Source organism: Sphingomonas sp. jy18, from assembly GCF_056931895.1.
In genome coordinates this window covers 466,344-486,920 of sequence record NZ_JBXPBT010000001.1, presented here as the reverse complement: position 1 = coordinate 486,920, position 20,577 = coordinate 466,344, and the positions used below count along the sequence as shown (strand labels likewise).

Genomic DNA, 20,577 nt, shown 5'->3' with positions numbered 1-20,577 from the left:
TGGGGCAGCGGGAGTTTGTGGCGATGATGGCCTTGATGATGGCGCTCAATGCGCTTGCCATCGATGCCATGTTGCCGGCGTTGCCGGATATCGCCGCCGCGCTGGGGGCGCCGGATGCCAATGCGCAGCAGTTGATCATCACCTTCTATTTCGTCGGGCTGGGGGCCGGGTCTCTGCTGCATGGGCCGCTGGCGGACCGGTTCGGGCGGCGCGGCGTCATCCTGTGGAGCCTCGCCGGCTATGGGCTGACGGCGCTGCTCTGCGGCCTCGCCTGGGGGTGGCAGGTGATGCTGGCGATGCGGCTGCTGCATGGCCTGTTCGGCGCGGCGATGGGCGTGGTGGCGACGGCGGTGGTGCGCGACCGGACATCGGGCGACGATATGGCGCGGCTGATGAGCATGATCTTCCTGATCTTCATGGTGGTGCCGATTGTCGCGCCCACCGTGGGGCAGGCGGTGCTGTGGGTGGCGCCGTGGCGGTGGATTTTCCTGCTGCTCGCCGGCATGGCCGCAGCGATGGCGGCATGGGTGTGGGTGCGCCTGCCCGAAACGCTCGACCCCGCCGATGCGCAGCCGATCCGCGTCGGCACCCTCGCGCGCAACTGGGGCGCGGTGGCGACGCACCGGCAGGCGCTGGCCTATATGCTGGGCAGCTCGATCGCGGTGGGGGCGAATTTCGGTTTCCTCAATTCCAGCCAGCAGATCATCAGCGGCACCTTCGGCCGTGCGGACATCTTCACCTATGCCTTTGCCAGCGTGGCGGCGGGGATTGCGGTGGCGAATTACAGCAATGCGCGGCTGGTGCTGCGCTTCGGCGCGCGGCGCGTTTCCCAGACTGCGCTGTGCGCGTTCATCGCCTGCTCGATCGTGCAGTGGTGGCTGGCGGAGACGGGCGAGACGCTGGCGATGTTCCTGATCGTGGTCGGCGTCAACATGGGGATGATCGGCTTCATCGGCGCGAACTTCTCCAGCATCGCGATGGAGCCGTTCGGGCATATCGCGGGGACGGCCTCGTCGTTCCAGAATGCGGCGCGCACCCTGCTTTCCGCCGCGATCGGCGCGGGCATCGGCCAGATGTACGACGGGACGACGCTGCCGCTGGCGCAGGGCTATCTGGTGTGCGGGGTGCTGGCGCTGGCGTTCGTGCTGTGGGGGGAGCGGGGGCGGCTGTTCACCCGGCCCAACCCGCCACGGATGCCGGTGCCGCGGAGCTAGGGCGCGGGCGGGATCGGAAGATAGAGAGGGTTCGCGCAGAGGCGCGGAGGCCGCAGAGGGGCGGGCCTGTTCGCTAAGGGCAAATGAAAAGGGCGGGGATTGCTCCCCGCCCTTTGCCGGTTGTTGCCGGACCGAAGCCTCAGCCCTTGTGATCGTCCACCACCGGGCCGGGGAATTCCGCCATGTCCGGGGCATCCTCCTGGTCCCGACCCGTCTGCAGGTTGGAGAAGTGGATGCCGTAGAAGAAATAGATCACCAGGCCGATGCCGAGATAGACCAGGAACAACAGCAGCACGTTCACCGGGACGGTGGTGATCAGATAGCCGCAGGAGAGGATGCCGAGCACCGGAATGACCGGATAGAGCGGTACCTTGAACCCGCGCGGCAGTTCCGGCGCGGTGCGGCGCAGATAGATCACCGACAGGCAGACGATGGCGAAGGCCGCCAGCGTCCCCACCGAGGTCGCGTCTCCCAACAGGTTGATGTCGAGGAAGCCCGCCGCCGACGCGGTGAGCAGGCCGACCAGCAGCGTGTTGATCCACGGCGTCTTGTACTTGGGGTGGACGGTGGAGAAGATGCGCGGCAGCAGGCCGTCGCGCGCCATGGTGTAGAAGATGCGGGTCTGCCCGTACATCAGCACCAGCACCACCGAGGTCAGGCCGATGATCGCGCCGACCTTGATGGTCTTGGCGAGCCAGCCCCACTGCGCCCCGAAGGCATCGACGACGACCGCCACCGGATCGGGCACGTTGAGCGAGGTGTAGGGCACCAGCAGCGTCATGATCGCGGCGACCAGCATGTAGATGACGGTGCAGACGATGAGGCTGCCGAGGATGCCGAAGGGCATGTCCCGCTTGGGATCCTTGGCTTCCTGTCCGGCAGTCGAGACCGCTTCGAAGCCGATATAGGCGAAGAAGACGATCGACGCGGCGCGCATGATGCCATCGACGCCGAATTCTCCGGGACCGGTGTTTTCCGGGATGAACGGCGTCCAGTTGGTCGCCACCAGTTCGGGCAGGTTGGCCAGCACGATCAACCCGCCGACAACGATGAAGGCGACGAGCACGCTGACCTTGATCGCGACGATGATGTTGTTGACCTTGGCCGATTCCGACACGCCGAGCACCAGCAGCAGCGACAGGGCGACGCAGATGAGGAAGGCGGGCAGATTGAAGATGGTGACCACGGTCTGCCCGTCGATCAGCACCGGCGCGCCATCGCGCATCAGCACATGCCCGGTCGGGCCGGTCAGCGCAGCGGGTATGTGGATGCCGAAATCCGCGAGCAGGCTGACGACATAGCCGCTCCACCCGACCGCGACCACCGACGCGGCAATGCCATATTCGAGGAGCAGGAGGACACCCATGGTCCAGGCGACGAATTCGCCGAGCGTGGTGTAGCCATAGGTATAGGCCGAGCCGGAGACCGGCAGGGTCGACGAGAGTTCGGCGTAGCAGAGCCCGGCAAAGGCACAGACGATGCCGGCGACGACGAACGACAGCATCACCGCCGGGCCGGCGTGCAATGCCGCGGCGCTGCCGGTGCGGACGAAAATCCCCGCGCCGATGATGCAGCCGACGCCGAGCAGCAGAAGATTCCATTTGCCGAGCGAACGCTTGAGTTCGCTGGCTTCGGTCTCGCGCTGGACCTGCGCGATCGATTTGCGCGCGAACATCCGCTGGATGAACGTGCGCTGCGGTGCAGTGGCCATGTCTTCCCCTTATGTGGCCGGCGACCCGGCCCTGATCGTTGGAAGCCCGGAACCTAGCGGCGCTGCGGCATTGCGCAACATTATATTGCGCATGGGCCTTTCAGCTATGTCCGCAACTTAAGGGGTCACTGCGCGTTGGGCAGCGCCTCCGCCACCTGCGGCGCGATGCGCTCGACGACCCGGTCGATGCCCTGCGCTGTGGGGTGGATGCCGTCGGGCAGGAACAGGCGGCTGTCGCCATAAATGCCTTCGAAGAAGAAGGGATAGAGCGACGCACCATATTGCCGGGCAAGATCGGGGTAGATGCTCTCGAAATCGCGGACATAGTCCGGCCCCAGATTGGGCGGCGCGCGCATGCCGGTGAGCATCACCGGAATGTCGCGGCGTTTGAGTTCGGCCAGGATGGCGTCGAGATTGCTGCGCGTCAGCGCAGGGTCGATGCCGCGCAGCAGATCGTTGCCGCCAAGCCCGACGATGACCAGCGCCGGCGGCTTGGGCAGGCCATCGAGCGTGAAGGCGAGGCGCTCGCGCCCGGCGGTGCTGGTGTCGCCCGACACGCCGGCGTTGAACACCGTCGCCTCGACCCCGCGCGCGGCGAGCTGGCGCTGCAGTTCGGGCGCGAAACCCTCCCCCGCATCGAGCCCGTAGCCGGCGTAGAGGCTGTCGCCGAAGGCGACGATCAGCGGCGCGGCCGGGTCGACCTGTGCTGTTGCTGCAACACGCAGCGAGCCTTTCGCATCGGCCGCTGCAGCCGCCCCCTTGTCCGCCGAATCACCGCCCCCATCTGCACAGGCTGAGACCAGCAGCACGGCCCCGGCGGCGGCCATCATCTTCATCACGCTCGATTTCACGGGAGACGCTTCCTTCATGCACGGATCGATCATCGCCCCCAATATTGCGATCCGCGCGCGCAATGTCACCCTCACGCTGGGCAGCAGCGATGCGCCGGTCGAGATATTGAAGGGGATCGACCTCGAAATCCCGGCCGGACAGAGCCTTGCCATTCTCGGCGCCTCCGGGTCGGGCAAATCGTCGCTGATGGCGGTCCTGTCGGGGCTCGAGCGTGCCAGCGGCGGCGACGTGCAGGTGGCGGGCACCGATTTCGGCGCGATGAGCGAGGATGCGCTGGCGGTGGCGCGGCGCGGGCGGATCGGCATCATCCTGCAGAGCTTCCATCTGCTGCCGACGATGAGCGCACTCGAGAATGTGGCGGTGCCGCTCGAACTCGCGGGGCGCGGCGACGCCTTCACGGTGGCGGTGGAGGAATTGCGTGCGGTCGGCCTCGGCCACCGGCTCGACCATTATCCGACGCAATTGTCGGGCGGCGAGCAGCAGCGCGTGGCGATTGCCCGGGCGGTCGCGCCGGGCCCGGACATCATCTTTGCCGACGAGCCGACCGGCAATCTCGACGGCGCGACCGGCGAGACGATCATCGAACTGCTGTTCGCCCGCCGCGCGGCGCGCGATGCGACGCTGGTGATCATCACCCACGACCCCGCGCTGGCCGAGCATTGCGACCGGATCGTCGAGATGCGCGACGGGCTGATCGTCGCCGATCGGATGGTCGGGTGATGCGCGCCTCGGCCAGCGCCATACCCCGCCGTCGCGGGGCCGATGACCAAGTGCGGGGTGCGGCATGACGTCGCTCTCCTGGGCTCGTGCATGGGCGATAGCCCGCCGTGACCTGTCCGCCAGCTTTCGCGGCCTGCGTCTCCTGTTCGTCTGCCTGTTCCTGGGGGTCGGCACGCTGGCCGCCATCGGCAGCCTGACGGCATCGATCACCGGCGAGCTGAGCGCGCGCGGGCAGGTGCTGCTGGGCGGCGACATGGAATTCACCGTGTCCCAGCGCGAGGCGACGCTGGGCGAACGCGCCGGCTTTGCCGAGCTGGGTCGGGTGAGTTCGACCATCCGGATGCGCGCGATGGCGCAGGCGGTGCGCCCGCCAAGCGGCGACGGGCCGAGCGCGGTGCTGAGCGAACTCAAGGGGGTCGACGATGCCTATCCGCTGTATGGCGCGCTGACGCTGGCCGATGGCCGCCGCGTCGAGACGCTGAAGGCGGACGAATTGCTGGTCGGGCAGGCGCTGGTCGACCGGCTGGGCCTCAAACTGGGCGACGAGGTCCGCTTCGGCACTGCCAGCTACCGCATTGCCGGCATCATCGGCACCGAACCCGACCGGGTCAGCGAAGGCTTCACGCTGGGGCCGGTGGCGCTGACCAGCGTCGAGGGCGTGCGCCGCTCCGGCCTGTTGCAGCCGGGCAGCCTCTACACGTCCAAATATCGCGTGCGCCTGACCGACGGCAGCGATGTAGAAGGCCGCACCGAGTCACTGTCGCGGCTCTACAAGGACAGCGGCGTCGAAGTGCGCAGCCGTGAGCGTGCGGCGCCATCGGCCAACCGTTTCATCGAGCGCATGGGCCAGTTCCTCGCGCTGATCGGCCTGACCGCGCTGGTGGTCGCCGGCATCGGTGTCGCCAACGGCGTCTCCTCCTATCTGGGGGCCAAGCGCGGGCCGATTGCGACGTTGAAGGTGCTGGGGGCGTCGAGCGGCGACATCATGCGCATCTATCTGTTGCAGGTCGCGGCAGTGACCGGCGCGGCAATCGCGGCCGGCCTCACCGTCGGCGCAGCGCTGCCGCCGCTGCTGGTCATGGCCATCGGCGATGCGCTGCCGGTACAGCCGGGCTTTGCGTTGCACCCGCTGCCGCTCGCCAGCGCCGCCATCTACGGCTTGCTGATCGCCATGGTGTTCACGCTGCCGCCGCTGGCGCGCGCGCGCACCGAGCCGGCGGCGGCGATCTTCCGTTCGGGCGTGGAGGGGATCAAGCGCATCGACCGGCGGACGCTGGCGCTGGTCGGCCTTTCCGGCGCGGCGATTGTCGCGCTGGCGGTGGGCACGGCGCGCGAGCCGATCTTTTCAGGCGCGGTGCTGGCCGCCGTCGGCGCGGTGCTGCTGCTGCTGCTGGGCATCGGCGCGGCGGTGCGCTGGGGCGCGAGGCGCATCCCGCGGCCGCGCCGCCCGCTGTTGCGGCTCGCCATCGCCAACCTCTATCGCCCGGGCGCGCAGACGCCCGCACTCGTCATCGCGCTGGGTCTGGCTTTGACCCTGTTCGTCACCCTCGCCGCGATCCAGACCAGCCTGTCGGCGGAAATCGCGCGCACCGTGCCGCGCGAGGCGCCCGACCAGTTCGTGCTCGACATTCCGGTCGCGGGGCAGACGCGCTTCCGCGAGATCGTCGGGGAGCAGGCGCCGCGCGCGGAGCTCAACATCGTGGCGGCGCTGCGCGGCACCATCGTCGCCTTTGGCGGGCAGCGGGTGGCGGACCTGGCCGAGCTGCCCGACGGCGCCTGGTTCCTGCGCGGCGAGCGCGGGGTGACCTACTCCGCCAACCTGCCCGAGGGCAGCACGCTGCTGTCAGGACAATGGTGGCCGCAGGATTATGCCGGACCGCCGCTGGTCAGCCTAGACCAGGAAGCCGCCGACATCATGGGCGTGGGCGTAGGTGATACACTGACGGTCAGCGTGCTGGGGCGCGAGATCGAGGCGCGGATCGCCTCGCTGCGGCGGGTCGACTGGGAGACGATGGGGTTCAACTACATCATGGTGTTCACCCCCAGCACCTTTGCCAACGCGCCGCATACGGTGGCGGCGACGATCAGCGACCCGGGCGTGGTCGCGCCGTCGCTGTCGCGGGCGCTGCTGACCGCCTTCCCGTCGATCAGCATCATCCCGGTGGGCGAGGTGGTGGCACAGGTCAGCGGCCTGCTCGACCAGATGGCGAGCGCGATCCTGGCGGCGGCATCGGTGACCATCCTTGCCGGCATCGCCGTGCTGGTCGGCGCGATTGCCGCATCGCGGGCGGCGCGCGGCTATGACAGCGTGATCATGAAGACGCTGGGGGCGACGCGCTGGCAGGTGCTGGGTGCGCAGGCGCTCGAATATGCGCTGCTGGCGGCGCTGCTGTCTGCCCTCGCGCTGGCGCTGGGCGGGCTGGCGGGCTGGTTCGTCATCACCCAGCTGTTCGACTTCACCTGGGCGCCCGACTGGATCGTGGTCGGATCGACGCTGCTGGGCGGCGCGGCGCTGACGCTGGGCATCGGCCTGATCGGATCGATCCCGCTGATGAACCTGCGCCCGGCGCAGGCGCTGCGCTCGGTCTAGAGCGGGACATCGGCGTGCAATGAACCCGCAGCCCTGAGCCTGGCGAAGGGCGGTTCGCCGGAGCGGCGTGCTTCGGCACGCTCGGCACGGCGGTGTCCGATTACCGGGTCCGGAGGCGGCTCGGTTCAGTCGACGCCGTCGCAGACGCGGATGTCGCCCGGGGCAGGGCGGGTGCGGGCGCGGACGAAGCGGGCGAAATAGCCGCCGGCGTTGGGCTTTTCGACGAACTCGAGCGGGCGGTAGCCGACCGCCTGGAACTCGCAGATCAGCAGCGGCAGCGGCGTGCCATGCTGTTCGATGGGGCGGTTGCCGTCGACCACGATCACCTGCCCGTCGCCGCGCAGCGCTGGCCACAGGTGCCAGAGGAAGGCGTAAGGCTCCTCGATCTCATGGTACATGTGCACCATCATCACCCGGTCGAAGCTGTTGGCGGGCAGGCGCGGATCGGCCGCGCCGCCGAGCTGGACCGAGACATTGTCGAGCCGCTCGCTGCGCACGCGCAGGCCGAGCCGGTCGATGGCGGCGGGCATGATGTCCTGCGCCAGCACCCGTCCGCCCTCGCCGACGCGCTCGGACAGGCGGATGGTGTAATAGCCGTCGCCGGCGCCGATATCCGCAACGCTCATGCCCGGCTTGATGCCGGCACGGTTCATGACATCGTCCGCCTCGCCCAGCCGGTCGCGCGTGTCCTCGTCCGACCAGCGGGTCGAGACGGTGGGGGCGACGGGGCGGTTGGCGGCGGGAAATTCGCCCGAACGCTCCGCCCGGTCGGCAGACGGCAGGAGGTCGCACGCCGGAAGCAGGGCGAGGGTGCAAGCCAGAAGCGCGATACGTGCGACCATCGAAATTCCCTCAGCCGACCGTCCTGAGCGTGTTGGAGGACTGCCCTGCCCTTTGCAACGGCGGGGAAGAAAAGGACAGCCCTTCGACAGGCACAGGGTGCGCGGTTTCGTGAGCACGCGGCCTGATCAGTCGACGTCCTCGACATCGACCTTCTCGCCGGTCACCCGCTGTGCGAGCGCGGCCGCCATGAACGGGTCGAGCGCGCCGTCGAGCACATCCTGCGGGGTCGGGCTGGTGACGCCGGTGCGCAGGTCCTTGACCATCTGATAGGGCTGGAGGACGTAGGAGCGGATCTGGTGGCCCCAGCCGATATCGGTCTTGGCGGCATGTTCCGCCGACGCCGCTTCCTCGCGCTTGCGCAGCTCGGCCTCGTAGATGCGGGCCTTGAGCATGCTCATCGCCTCGGCCTTGTTCTTGTGCTGGCTGCGCTGGTTCTGGCAGGCGACGATGATGCCGGTGGGGATGTGGGTGATGCGCACCGCGGAGTCGGTGGTGTTGACGTGCTGCCCGCCCGCACCGGAAGCGCGGTAGGTGTCGATCTTGAGGTCGCCTTCGTTGATGTCGACGACGATATTGTCGTCGATCACCGGATAGACACCGACGCTGGAGAAGCTGGTGTGGCGGCGCGCCGAGCTGTCATAGGGGCTGATGCGGACCAGCCGGTGGACCCCGGTCTCGGTCTTGGCATAGCCATAGGCGTTCTCGCCCTTGATCAGCAAAGTGGCGGACTTGATGCCTGCCTGCTCGCCGGCCTGATGCTCGATCAGCTCGACCTTCATGCCGCGCCGTTCGGCCCAGCGCTGGTACATGCGCAGCAGCATCTCGGCCCAGTCCTGGCTCTCGGTACCGCCGGCGCCGGCATGCACTTCCAGATAGGTATCGTTGCCGTCGGCTTCCCCGGCGAGCAGCGCCTTGACCTTGTCCGCATCGGCGCGCTCGGCCAGTGCGGCGAGGCTGGCGACGCCTTCGCTCGCCAGCTCCTCATCGCCCTCCATGTCGGCAAGGTCGATCAGCTCGACCGTGCCGGCCATTTCGCTCTCGATCGCGCGGGTCGCGGAAATCGCCTCGTCGAGACGGCGCCGCTCGCGCATCACTTCCTGCGCGGCCTTGGGGTCGTTCCAAAGCGCCGGATCCTCGACGCGGGCGTTGAGTTCGTCGAGCCGGACCAGCGCCGCATCCCAATCGAGAAAACGGCGGAGCAGCGCGGTCGCTGCCTTGATGCGGTCGACATGGGTTTGCGCTTCGGCGCGCATGGGGAAACTCCAGAGCTCTGACGACAGGGGGTGGCGGGCAGATAGGCGCGGCGGCGCCGCTAGTAAATCCCGCCGCCGCCCTGGCGCTCGACGAAATCGCCCTGCGAGGGGGCGCTGCGATCGCGGCTGACCTGATCGCTCGACCGCTGGCGGGTGGTGGCGCGTTCGGCGGGCAGTTCATCGCTGCGCACGCTGCGGCGTGGCTCGGTCTCGGCCTTGAAGGCTTCCCAGATGATGCTGCCCTCATTGTCGGTGCCGGGCCAGCCGCCATAGACGCGGCGGCCACTGGCGCGGTCGATGCGGACGAGGTGGACGCCTTCGGGCGCGATGAACGGCAGGGGCGGCTCGCCGCGCACCGCGACACGTGCGAATTCCTTGAACACCGGCGCGGCGAGGGTTCCGCCGAACGCCGCCCCGCCCAGCCGGCGCGGTTGATCGTAACCCAGATAGACGCCGGCCACCCAGGTCGGCGTGCCGCCGACGAACCACACGTCGGTCGGGCCGCTGGTGGTGCCGGTCTTGCCGAACAGCGGCCGGTTGAGATCGCGCAGGATGGTGGCGGTGCCGCGCTGGATGACGCCTTCGAGCATGTGCACGGTCTGGTAGGCGGTGACCGGATCCATCAGTTGCCGGCCGGTCTGGCGGAAGCGCGGCATCGGCCGGCCATCCCAATCGGCCTGGTTGCAGCCCTCGCACGGGCGCCAGCGTTCAGGGTAGATGACCCGCCCGTTGCGGTCCTGCACATAGTCGATGAGGTGCGGCCTCAGTTCGCGGCCCTGGTTGACCAGCATCGCATAGGCGTTGGTGATCTTGGAGACGGTGGTCTCCCCCGCGCCGAGCGCGAAGGCGAGATAGGGGCGATAATCGCCGATGCCCATCTGGCGGAAGGTGCGCACGACATTGGGCATGCCCGCCTGCGATGCGGCGCGCACCGTCATCAGGTTGCGCGATTGTTCCAGCCCCCAGCGCAGCGTGCGCGGCCCGGCAGCGCCGCCGCCCGAATTGCGGAAGCATTTGCGCCCGCCGGCGGAGGTCTGGTCATCGACGCAGAAATTGCCATCGACGATGATCGTCGCCGGAGTCATGCCATTGTCGAGCGCGGTCGCATAGACGAACGGCTTGATCGTCGAGCCTGGCTGGCGCTGTGCCTGGGTCGCGCGGTTGAAGCTGGCGAGGTTGGAATCGAACCCGCCCTGCATCGCGAATACCCGGCCCGACGACGGGCTCTGCGCGACGAACCCGCCCGAAATGCCGGGGATGGTGCGCAGGGCATAGCTGCTGCCCGCCACCTGCTTGACGAGGATGATGTCCCCCGGCTTCATCGCGGCGAAGGCCGTGCCGCCGCCCAGCGCGGCCATCGCCGCAAAGCCTGCGGGCAGGGTGCCGGTGTCGCCGTTGGCAAAGCCGATGCGCGCGGTACCGTCCGCCTTCGACAGTACCGCTGCGACGCGCCAATTGTCATAATCGATGGTGATGAAGGACGAGCGCAGGCGGCTGGCCCATTCATCGTCGACGGGGATGGTGGCAAGCGGGCCGCTCCATCCGCGATTGCCATGATAGCGCAGCATCGCCCGGCGCATCGCGGCCTCCGCGACCTGCTGCAGTTCGGGGTTGTAGGCGGTCCGGATCCACAGCCCGCCGCCATAGACGCTGTGCGGGCCGGCATCGGCATTCTCGCCGAAACGGTCGATCAGCTCGCGGCGGACCTCTTCCATGTAATAGCCGCCGACGTCGGCGAATTGCGACCCGCGGGTGGGCGCGAGGCCGAGCGGCATGGCATTGGCGGCGGCGCGCTGCTGTTCGGTAATCCAGCCGGCCCGCAGCATTTCCCGCAGCACATAGGCACGGCGGTTGAGCGCGGCGCGGGCATTCTGCGGGCGGCCGTAGGTTTCCGGCGCCTTGGGCAGGGTGGCGAGGAACGCCATCTCATGCAGCGCCAGATCCGCCACATCCTTGTTGAAATAGGCGCGCGACGCCGCCTGCACGCCGAAGGACTGGCGGCCCAGCGGAATCTCGTTGAGGTAGAGTTCGAGGATCTGTTCCTTGGACAGCACGCCTTCGATGCGCGTCGCCAGCAGCATTTCCTTGAGCTTGCGCGTGATCGAATATTCGTCGCCGAGCAGGATGTTCTTGGCGACCTGCTGGGTGATCGTCGACCCGCCACGCGCGCGCTGGCCGGTGCCGATCTTGGAGACATAGTCCGCGATCGCGCCGAAGAAGCCCGGATAATCGATGCCGCTGTGCTGGAAGAAGGTGCGATCCTCGGCGGCCAGGAAGGACCGCACCAGCAGCGGCGGAAACTCGTCATAGTCGAGCTGCACCCGCCGTTCGCGCGCGAAACTGTGGGTGGGCATGCCAGAGACGTCGCGCACGATGCTGGGCAGCGGCGGCTGATATTCGAGCAGCGTATCCGCGTCCGGCAGGCCGCGCGCGACGAACGCCCACAACAGGAACAGCGCAAGGAACAGCGCGCCGCCGGCATAGGTCAGGCGGCGGAACCAGCGCTTGGGCCATTGCTGCAGCCACCAGGCGCGCGCGGCGGCAAGATAGCCGCCGGCTTCGCGGGTCAGGCGCAGGCGCAGGGACGGGGCAGCGGGGGCATCGGTATCGGCCATGGCGCCGACGCTCTAGCATGTTTTGCGACGCTGGTAAGAGGGCAAGCTGCGCCGCGCCTGCCCGCCCGGCGGCGGGCGCTCAGCGGCGCGCCACCGGCGATCCGCCACCCGCTTCGACGCGTTCGTTGCGCAGGGTCTGGCGGGCGAAGTGGGCGAGCACGCCCTGGCGGATGCCGCGGGCGATGGCGCGCTGGCCCGCGGGGCTGGCGATGCGCGCGGCATCCTCCGGATTGCTGATGAAGCCGGTTTCCAGCAGCACCGAGGGCATGTCCGGCGCCTTGAGCACAACGAAACCGGCGTGACGCAGCCCTTCCGAGCGGAAGGGTATGTCGCTGCCGGCGGCGCGCTGCAGCGTGCGGGCGAAATCGGCCGAGCGGTTCATCGTCTCGCGCTGGGTGAGATCGAGCAGGATGGTCCGCACCGCGCTGGCCTGGGTGCCGAGATCGACGCCGTTGATGGTGTTGGCGCTGTTTTCCCGCGCCGCCAGCCGCCGGGCCTCGCGGTCCGACGCGCCTTCGGACAGGGTGTAGATGGAGGCACCGGTGGCGCTGTGATTTTCCGCGGCATCGGCGTGGATCGAGATGAACAGGTCGGCGCGCAGCCGGCGGGCGAGCCCATAGCGTTCTTCCAGCACCAGATATTCGTCGCGATCACGCGTCAGTGCCACGCGCACACGGCCGGTGGCGACCAGATCGTCGCGGATGGCGCGGGCGATGGCGAGGGTGACATCCTCCTCGCGATGGCGGCCATCGGGCGAGATGGCGCCCGGATCATGGCCGCCATGGCCGGCATCGATCACCACCAGCGGCAGCGATGTATCCGCAGGCCCGCGCACCGCGGGCAGCGGCAGGCCGGAGCGCGGCGGGCCGATCGGCACCGACACCTGGTAGCGCCGCGCCTCGCGCCGCGCCCACGCCATCGTCGGCGCGTCATCGGTCAGCGCGGCAAAGCTGCGCCGCCCGGCGCGCACCGCCTCGGCAAAGGCGCCGGGGGTGGTTTCTTCCATGGCGATGGTCATCGCCCGACCGTCGGCGGTGCGATCGATCGCGCGGATGCCGACCGGCCGGGCGAGATCGAGCACGATGCGCAGCGCGCCGCCGGCGATGCGGCCCTGACGGATGCGGGCGACAAGCTGGTTGGAGGCCACCGAGACGCTGCCGGGCTCTGCCCCGGCGATGTCGATGGCAATGCGGTGCGGCGCGTCGAGCGCGATTACCTCTGCCTCGCCCACCGGGCCGGCAAAGCGCAGGGCCAATTCACCATCGCCAAGCGTTGCCGCCTCGAGCGAGCCGGCCTGCGCCGGAGCGACCCACAGGCTGGCAAGAAAAGCGAACAGCAGATGCAGCATGGTCGCCTTATGGCGCGGCTGCCGGGCTTTGGTCCAGATGGTCATTGCAGAACCCCGTCTGTCCGCACCAGCATGGCCGGACGATGCCCCAGCTAGCAGCAGGCCTGCAAAGCGCGGCTCAAGGAAGCCGGTTAACGCTACGGAAGGCATGATCGCTTACCATCCACCGTCCCGACCCTCGGCGGACGAGGACTCCGGCTGCCGGCGGGGGGCGTGCCGAAATGGCATGTTGCCCCGCTCGGTTGCGGGTGCTAGCAGGATGGCGACCGGTCCGGAGCCGACGGCCTTCTCGGGCGCGCTTCTCCGGTCGTCGACATAGTGCGACTGGCCTTTTCCTGCATTTTCAATGCGTCGGGCCAGTCCTGACCAGGTTGAATGCCGCATGACGACCACGCTTGCCCTCTGCGACCGCCCCATCCGGGCCGGCGCGTGGGGCGCTTTCGCGTGGCGCACGGGCATTGACATTTCGCCCACCTGCGGGACCCAGGCCTTCACGGCCGTCAGCGCGCCGTCTCTGGTACGTGCGCGCCGGTCCCCTGCCATCATCGCAGCCGCCAGCGCATCGCGCGCCCGCCGCTGTGTCCGGAGTATCATAAATGACCACGCGCATGTTGATCGACGCGCGGCACCGGGAGGAAACCCGGGTCGCCGTCATCAAGGGAAACCGCATCGAGGAGTTTGATTTCGAGTCCGCAGAGCACAAGCAGCTCAAGGGCAATATCTATCTGGCCAAGGTCACCCGGGTCGAACCGTCGCTGCAGGCGGCGTTCATCGAATATGGCGGCAATCGCCACGGGTTCCTGGCGTTCAGCGAAATCCACCCCGACTATTACCAGATCCCGAAGGAAGACCGCGACGCGCTGCTCCGCGAAGAGGCCGAGCATGCCGCTGCCGAGGCAGCGATGCGCGCCGACGAGGATCTGGACACGCTCGACGGCGAGATCGACGAGATGGCCGCTCCGGCGTCGCTCGGCGAGGACGATGACGAGCATGACGACGAGGGCGCCGAAGACGGTGCCAACGACAGCGACGACGACAGCGACGAGGACGGCGACGACGCCGGGCGCGATGCCGAGAGCGGCCGCGACGACGAGGGCGGTACCAATGGCGATGGCCGCGGACGGCGCGATCGCAATGGCCGGCGCGGCCGTGGCCGGGGCCGCCCCGGCGGCGGTGGCCGCGAGCGCAGCGACCGCGACGACAATGGCGCGGCCGATTTCCGCCGCTCGCTGCACCGTCGCTACAAGATCCAGGACGTCATCAAGCGCCGGCAGGTGATGCTGGTGCAGGTGGTCAAGGAAGAGCGCGGCACCAAGGGCGCGGCGCTGACCACCTATCTGAGCCTGGCCGGCCGCTATTGCGTGCTGATGCCCAACAGCAGCCACGGCGGCGGCATCAGCCGCAAGATTTCGAACGGTGCGGACCGCAAGCGGCTGAAGAGCGTCATCGACGAACTCAACTTGCCGCCGAGCATGGGCTGCATTGTCCGCACCGCAGGGCTTGAGCGCACCAAGACCGAGATCAAGCGCGATTTCGACTATCTGGCGCGGCTGTGGGACGAAATCCGCGAAAAGACGCTGTCGAGCGCCGCGCCGGCGCTGATCCATTCGGACAGCGACCTGATCAAGCGCGCGATCCGCGACATCTACAACAGCGATATCGAGGATGTCTCGGTCGAAGGCGAAGAAGGCTATCGCGCCGCCAAGGATTTCATGAAGCTGCTGATGCCCAGCCATGCCCGGCGGGTGAAGCAATATTCGGACCCGGTCTCGCTGTTCCAGCGCTATGGCGTGGAGGACCAGCTCGGCGCCATGTACCAGCCGGTGGTCGGCCTGAAGTCCGGCGGCTATCTGGTCATCAACCCGACCGAGGCACTGGTGTCGATCGACATCAACTCGGGCCGGTCGACGCGCGAACATAATATCGAGCAGACCGCACTCAACACCAACCTCGAGGCCGCGTATGAAATCGCGCGCCAGTTGCGGCTGCGCGACATGGCCGGGCTGGTGGTAATCGACTTCATCGACATGGAAATGGGCAGCAATGTCCGCAAGGTCGAGCGGGCGATGAAAGATGCGCTCAAGAACGACCGGGCGCGCATCCAGGTCGGCCGGATTTCGGGCTTCGGCCTGATGGAGATGAGCCGCCAGCGGCTGCGCACCGGCGTGCTCGAAGCATCGACCCGCGCCTGCCCGCATTGCGAGGGCACCGGGCTGGTCCGCACCGCCTCGTCGGCAGGGCTCAGCGCCTTGCGGATGCTCGAGGAAGAAGCGGCACGCGGGCGCGGTTCGCGGCTGGTGCTGCGCGCCAGCCAGGAAGCGGCCTTCTATGTGCTCAACAACAAGCGGCGCGAGATCGGCGAGATCGAAACCCGCTATGGCGTGGCAATCGAGGTCCAGTCCGACGGCCAGATGGAAGGCGCGCGGATGAGCGTCGAGGCGAGCGGCCCGCCGCCCGCCAACCGCCCGCGCTACGAAACAATCATCGACGACGATGACGCCAATCTGCCGGAGATCGAGGAAGAGGATGCCGGCGACGAAGAGGAACGCGGCGCCGATCGCGGCCCGCGCGGCGAAGGGGACCGGAAGCGGCGCCGCAATCGCCGTCGCCGCGGCCGCCGTGATGGCGAAGAGCGCAGCGAGGGCGCGCCACGCGCCGCCAGCGATACAGACGCGGGCGAGGACAGCGACGGCGCAACCGACGCGGAGAGCGAAGCGGTGGACGCCGACAGCGATCGCGCCGAGGCCCAGCCGCGCAGCGGCGACGAAGGCGAAGGCGGTCGCCGCCGCCGTCGCGGTCGTCGCGGTGGCCGCAATCGCCGCAGCGGCGTCAGCGAGGACGCGCAGGACATGGTCCGCGAGCAGGGCGAGGGCGAAGCGAGCGAGGGCGGCGACGACGTAGCCGAAGCCCAGCCTGCGGCCAGCGAGCCCGTTGCCGACGACAGCCCGGTCGAGGCCAAGCCGTCGCGCCGCCGCAAGGCATCGGCCAAGGCCGAAGCCGCGCCTGCCGCTGCCCCTGCCGAGGCCGAAGCGCCCGCCGAGGAGGCCAAGCCCAAGCGCAAGCGCAGCAAGAAGGCCGACAGCGCCGAAGCGGCCGAGGCTGCCGAACCGGACGGCGAGGCCGTGGTCGAGCCGGCAGCGGAAGCGCCGCCGGCCAAGCCCAAGCGCGCCAGTCGCGCCCGCAAGGCGGCGGCCGAGCCCGAGCTGGTCGAAACGGCCAGCGCCGATAGCGCAGCCGAGGCCGACAGCGCAGACGCGCCCGACACTGCCGAACCGGCGATGGCGGATGCGTCAGCAGTCGATGCGCCGGCGAACGAGCCGGCGGAATCCGCGCCGCGCAAGAGCGGCTGGTGGCAACGCACCTTCGGCGCCTGACCCCGCCGACGCTGCACAGCGCCGAACAGCAAAGCCCCGCCGGAGCGATCCGGCGGGGCTTTTGTTTGGGTGCGGTCCGATTGCTCTAACGCGTCATGCCTGGCGCATCTGATCTTCCACCCAACGGGCGAAACGGTCGACTGTCGCGCGACGGGCGGGATCGCTGCGGCGGGGGCGGACGAAGTGGTAGCCGAACCGGTCTGGCACCGCGATGTCGAACAGCCGGACGAGGCGGCCACTGGCGAGATCGGCAGCGACGATGCGACTGCGGGCGAGTGCGACGCCCTCGCCCGCAGTCGCGGCATCAAGCATCAGGTTGGTATCGGAGAATAGCGCGCCGCCGTCCGGCTCCGGCCCGTCCAAGCCGGCAGCGCTAAGCCATGGTCGCCACGCCTGCCGGTCATGCCGCAGCAGCCTGGCGCGTCGCAGATCGGTGGGCTGCGCCAGCCCCGTGCCGTCGCGATAATCGGCGGTGCAGACCGGGAACAGCGTCTCATCGGCAAGGTGGCTGACCTGCGCGTCGGGCCAGTTGCCCGAGCCGTAACGGATGGCGCAATCGACGCCCCCTGCGGTGAGCGGCGCAAATTCCAGCCGTGCGTCGATTCTGAGATCGATGCCGGGATTGGCCATGCGAAATTGCCCGATGCGCGGGATCAGCCAGCGCGACGCCATGCTGGGCAGCAGGCTGACCTTGAGAATCTGTGGGGATCGGGCGGGATCGGGGAAGGCGGAGGCCAGCAGGTCGAGCGCCTCGCGCACCGGACCAAGCAAGCGAAGCGCTTCGGTCGTAGGGCGCATGCCATTGCCGTCGCGCGTGAACAGCGCGTGACCGAGCGTTTGCTCCAACCCACGCAGGCGATGGCTGATGGCGCCATGGGTGACGCCGAGTTCTGCGGCGGCGCGCGAATAGCTGCCGTGACGGGCAGCCGCTTCGAGCGCGCGCAGTGTCTGGAGGTTGGGGATGGACATGGCAGGATTGTGAAGTCTGCTCACATCCCTGTCGAGGACAATTCGCTGGCCGCGCCCGGAGTGGGCGGATTATGCATGTCGGCATGACCGAAATCGATCTTCTCGCCGATGCCGACGCCCGCGCCCGGCGCTTTGTCGCCGGCAATGCAACGCGGCGCGTCTTTCCGGATGGGGACGCCATCGCTGCGCTCGCTGCGTTTGACGAGGACCTGACCGACACGGGCCGTCCCTCCGCCGAGACATTGGCGATGCTGGACGAGATCGGCTCGCCGGCGGCAGTCGCTGGCAACGGGCCGCGCTATTTCGGCTTCGTCGTCGGTGCGAGCTTGCCGGTTGCCGCAGCCGCCGAGCGGATGGTGCTGGCGTGGGATCAGAGTGCCAGCACCCCGCTTGGCGCGCCAGGCGCCTCCGCGATCGAGAAGGTCGCGGGGCGATGGCTGCTCGACATCCTGCGGTTGCCAGCCGAAAGCGCGGTCGGCTTCGGCACCTCTGCCAGCGCCTGCGGCCTGACCTGCATCACTGCCGCGCGGCGCCGGCTGCTGGCGCAGGCGGGCTGGGATTTCGACCGCAAGGGGCTGGCGGGCGCGCCGCCGATCCGCGCCATCGTATCCGATGTCGCGCATGTCACCATGGTCAAGGCGCTGCGCGTGCTCGGCTTCGGCACCGACAATCTGGTGATCGCGCGGACCGATGCCAACGGCCGGATCGACCCTGCAAACCTGCCGCCGCTCGATGCACACACTATCCTGTGCCTGCAGGCGGGAGAGGTGAATACCGGCGCGTTCGATCCCTTTGCCGAGATCATCCCGCGCGCCAAGGCTGCCGGGGCCTGGGTGCATGTCGATGGGGCGTTCGGGCTGTGGGCTCGCGCGTCGGACAGGTTGCGCTGGCTTACCGAGGGCATCGACCAGGCCGATAGCTGGACGACCGACGGGCACAAATGGCTCAACACGCCCTATGACTGCGCCATGTCGATTGTGCGCGATGCCGAGGCGCTGTCGGGCGCGATGAGCAGCGACGCCGCTTACTCGAGCGCCGGAGCAGAGGCGCAGAAGAATCTGACGCTGGAGTTTTCGCGCCGCGCCCGCGGGGTGGCGGTGTGGGCGGCACTGCGCACGCTCGGCCGCAGCGGCGTCGCCGCGCTGGTCGAAAACTGCGTCGCGCATGCGCAGCGGATCGGTGTGGCGCTGGATGCGGCTGGCTATGCTGTGCTTAACGATGTCGTGCTCAACCAGGTGCTATTCCGCGCCGGCAGCGACGCGGAAACCCTCGCCGTCCGCGAGGCAGCGGCGGCATCGGGCGAGCTGTGGTTCGGTGGCACCATCTGGCGCGGCCAACCTGCGTCGCGCATCAGCGTGTCATCCTGGCGCACGCGCGATGAGCATATCGACCGGCTTATCGCGATCTTGCGGGAATTGCGCGGCACGCCCGCCGACAACCCAAGTGCCCGACAAGCGGGCTGAGACGATGCGCGAACGTGTGGGAACAGGCTGGACGCTGCTGTTTGCGGGCTTGGACGGGTAACTCGGTCGACACTGCGGCTTCCATAACCGGCGCCGATTGCCGTCGGCGCGCTGCAGCTGCGCCCTCGCCCCATCGCTTTCATCTTGCATTCAGGCGGTCGGGCCATGAGGATGCGGGCATGCTGATTGCTCTCCCCCGGCGCATCGCCACTTTCCTTGCCCGCGCGCTTGCCGTGCTGCTGGCGGCGCTGTTGATCACGCAGCCGGTCGCTGCCCAGTCCATCCTGCGCGATGCCGAGACCGAGGCCTTGCTTGCCGACATGTCGGATCCGCTGATCCGCGCGGCCGGGCTGCGGCCGCAGGATGTGCGGATCGTGATGGTCGGGGATCGCAGCATCAATGCCTTTGTTGCCGGGGGGCAGATCGTCTATATCCATTCGGGGCTGATCGAGGCGGCGGATACCGCCAACCAGGTGCAGGGCGTGATCGCGCACGAGCTGGGCCATGTTGCGGGCGGCCACGCCGTCAACAGCACCGGCGCCGACCGCGCCTCCAACATCGCGCTGCTGTCGCTGCTGCTCGGCGCGGTGGCCGTTGCCGCCGGAGCCGGAGAGGCGGGGCTGGGCATTTTGGGCGCTGGCCAGCAGGCAGCGCTGGGCAGCTATCTTTCCTACAGCCGGGTGCAGGAATCGACCGCCGATGCGGCGGCAACGCGTTATCTTTCGGCATCGGGCATATCGGGCAAGGGCTTCATCGAATTCTTCATGAAGCTGCAGAACCAGGAGTTCCGCTACGCCATCCCGCAGGACGACGACCAGCAATATGGCCGCACCCACCCGCTGTCGGGCGATCGTATCCGGTTCCTGCGCGATACGCTCTCGGCCGATCCGGCATGGGAGCGGCCGCTCGATCCGGCGCTCGAAGCGCGCTTCCAGCGGGTGAAGGCCAAGCTGGCGGGTTATGTGCAGGAGCCGGCACAGACGCTGCGCCAGTTCCCGCCCAGCGACACCTCGGTGCCCGCCCGCTATGCGCGCGCCTATGCCTGGCATCGCGAGGCGCATGCCGACCGCGCGCTGGCGGAGGTCGAGGCGCTGCTGGCCACCGCCCCGGCCGACCCCTATTTCCTCGAGCTGAAAGGGCAGATCCTGCTGGAATCCGGGCGGCCGCAGGACGCGCTGCCCGCGCTCAGGCAGGCGGTCGCGCAGACATCGGCCCAGCCGCTGATTTCTGCGCTGTTCGGGCATGCGCTGATCGCCACCGAGGACCCGGCCAACTATGCCGAGGCAGAGACGGTGCTGCGCGCGGCGGTATCACGCGACAATGAAAATCCCTTTGCCTGGTACCAGCTCGGCGTCGTCTACGCGAACGCGGGGGACGAGCCGCGCGCGGCGCTGGCGACTGCCGAGCGCTATATCCTGACCGGGCAGGCCGGCCCGGCGCTGGCATCGGCCGAAATGGCGCTGGGCGGATTGCAGCAGGGCACGTCCGACTGGCTGCGCGCTCAGGATATCGCATTGGTCGCACGCGCCCGCTTGGATGAAGAGCGCAGGCGCGGTAGACGGGGCGGCAACAGAGGCTGACCATGCCCGTCCCATAATGGCACGGAGGCAATCAAGGTCGGCATG

13 protein-coding genes are annotated in these 20,577 nt (G+C 68.6%); 6 read left to right on the top strand and 7 right to left on the bottom strand.

From position 1 onward, the window contains the following. Positions 1–23 precede the first annotated feature (23 nt). Positions 24–1,214, top strand: a complete 1,191-nt coding sequence (locus AC0QC4_RS02365) for a multidrug effflux MFS transporter (RefSeq protein WP_483658108.1) — start codon at positions 24–26, stop codon at positions 1,212–1,214. A 139-nt stretch (positions 1,215–1,353) separates the two neighbouring features. Here AC0QC4_RS02365 and AC0QC4_RS02360 read toward each other — a convergent pair whose 3' ends face one another. Together AC0QC4_RS02360 and AC0QC4_RS02355 are read right to left on the bottom strand one after the other, a co-directional pair. Then, positions 1,354–2,925 carry an amino acid permease gene (locus tag AC0QC4_RS02360; protein WP_483658107.1) on the bottom strand — a complete coding sequence of 524 codons (1,572 nt, stop codon included), beginning with the start codon at positions 2,923–2,925 and terminating at the stop codon, positions 1,354–1,356. 125 nt (positions 2,926–3,050) lie between these two features. Beyond that, positions 3,051–3,761, bottom strand: a complete 711-nt coding sequence (locus AC0QC4_RS02355) for an arylesterase (protein ID WP_483658639.1) — start codon at positions 3,759–3,761, stop codon at positions 3,051–3,053. Between the two features lie 31 nt (positions 3,762–3,792). On the opposite strand from AC0QC4_RS02355, the gene AC0QC4_RS02350 reads away from it, so the two are divergent. Continuing rightward, a complete protein-coding gene (locus tag AC0QC4_RS02350; RefSeq protein WP_483658106.1) occupies positions 3,793–4,497 on the top strand; it encodes an ABC transporter ATP-binding protein in 705 nt (234 codons plus the stop codon). 64 nt (positions 4,498–4,561) lie between these two features. After that, positions 4,562–7,087: an ABC transporter permease gene (locus tag AC0QC4_RS02345; protein ID WP_483658105.1), complete on the top strand. Its 2,526-nt coding sequence runs from the start codon at positions 4,562–4,564 to the stop codon at positions 7,085–7,087. 125 nt (positions 7,088–7,212) lie between these two features. Here the strand turns inward: AC0QC4_RS02345 and AC0QC4_RS02340 are convergent, their stop codons facing one another. The 4 genes from AC0QC4_RS02340 to AC0QC4_RS02325 all read right to left on the bottom strand — a co-directional run bounded on the left by AC0QC4_RS02340 (position 7,213) and on the right by AC0QC4_RS02325 (position 13,191). Then, entirely contained in the window at positions 7,213–7,929 is a 717-nt protein-coding gene (locus AC0QC4_RS02340) for a class I SAM-dependent methyltransferase (protein ID WP_483658104.1), read from the bottom strand. 126 nt (positions 7,930–8,055) lie between these two features. Beyond that, complete coding sequence (prfB, locus tag AC0QC4_RS02335) at positions 8,056–9,183, bottom strand: peptide chain release factor 2 (protein ID WP_483658103.1); 1,128 nt, start codon at positions 9,181–9,183, stop codon at positions 8,056–8,058. A 59-nt stretch (positions 9,184–9,242) separates the two neighbouring features. Beyond that, positions 9,243–11,798: a penicillin-binding protein 1A gene (locus tag AC0QC4_RS02330; RefSeq protein ID WP_483658102.1), complete on the bottom strand. Its 2,556-nt coding sequence runs from the start codon at positions 11,796–11,798 to the stop codon at positions 9,243–9,245. A gap of 79 nt (positions 11,799–11,877) precedes the next feature. Then, a complete protein-coding gene (locus AC0QC4_RS02325) occupies positions 11,878–13,191 on the bottom strand; it encodes an N-acetylmuramoyl-L-alanine amidase (RefSeq protein ID WP_483658101.1) in 1,314 nt (437 codons plus the stop codon). 551 nt (positions 13,192–13,742) lie between these two features. On the opposite strand from AC0QC4_RS02325, the gene AC0QC4_RS02320 reads away from it, so the two are divergent. Then, positions 13,743–16,520, top strand: a complete 2,778-nt coding sequence (locus AC0QC4_RS02320; protein WP_483658100.1) for an Rne/Rng family ribonuclease — start codon at positions 13,743–13,745, stop codon at positions 16,518–16,520. A 93-nt stretch (positions 16,521–16,613) separates the two neighbouring features. On the opposite strand, the gene AC0QC4_RS02315 is transcribed toward AC0QC4_RS02320, so the two are convergent. Then, positions 16,614–17,489: a LysR substrate-binding domain-containing protein gene (locus AC0QC4_RS02315; protein ID WP_483658099.1), complete on the bottom strand. Its 876-nt coding sequence runs from the start codon at positions 17,487–17,489 to the stop codon at positions 16,614–16,616. A gap of 83 nt (positions 17,490–17,572) precedes the next feature. On the opposite strand from AC0QC4_RS02315, the gene AC0QC4_RS02310 reads away from it, so the two are divergent. Continuing rightward, positions 17,573–18,952: a pyridoxal phosphate-dependent decarboxylase family protein gene (locus AC0QC4_RS02310; RefSeq protein WP_483658098.1), complete on the top strand. Its 1,380-nt coding sequence runs from the start codon at positions 17,573–17,575 to the stop codon at positions 18,950–18,952. Between the two features lie 179 nt (positions 18,953–19,131). Continuing rightward, a complete protein-coding gene (locus AC0QC4_RS02305; RefSeq protein WP_483658097.1) occupies positions 19,132–20,532 on the top strand; it encodes a M48 family metalloprotease in 1,401 nt (466 codons plus the stop codon). The last annotated feature ends 45 nt before the right edge of the window (positions 20,533–20,577 follow it).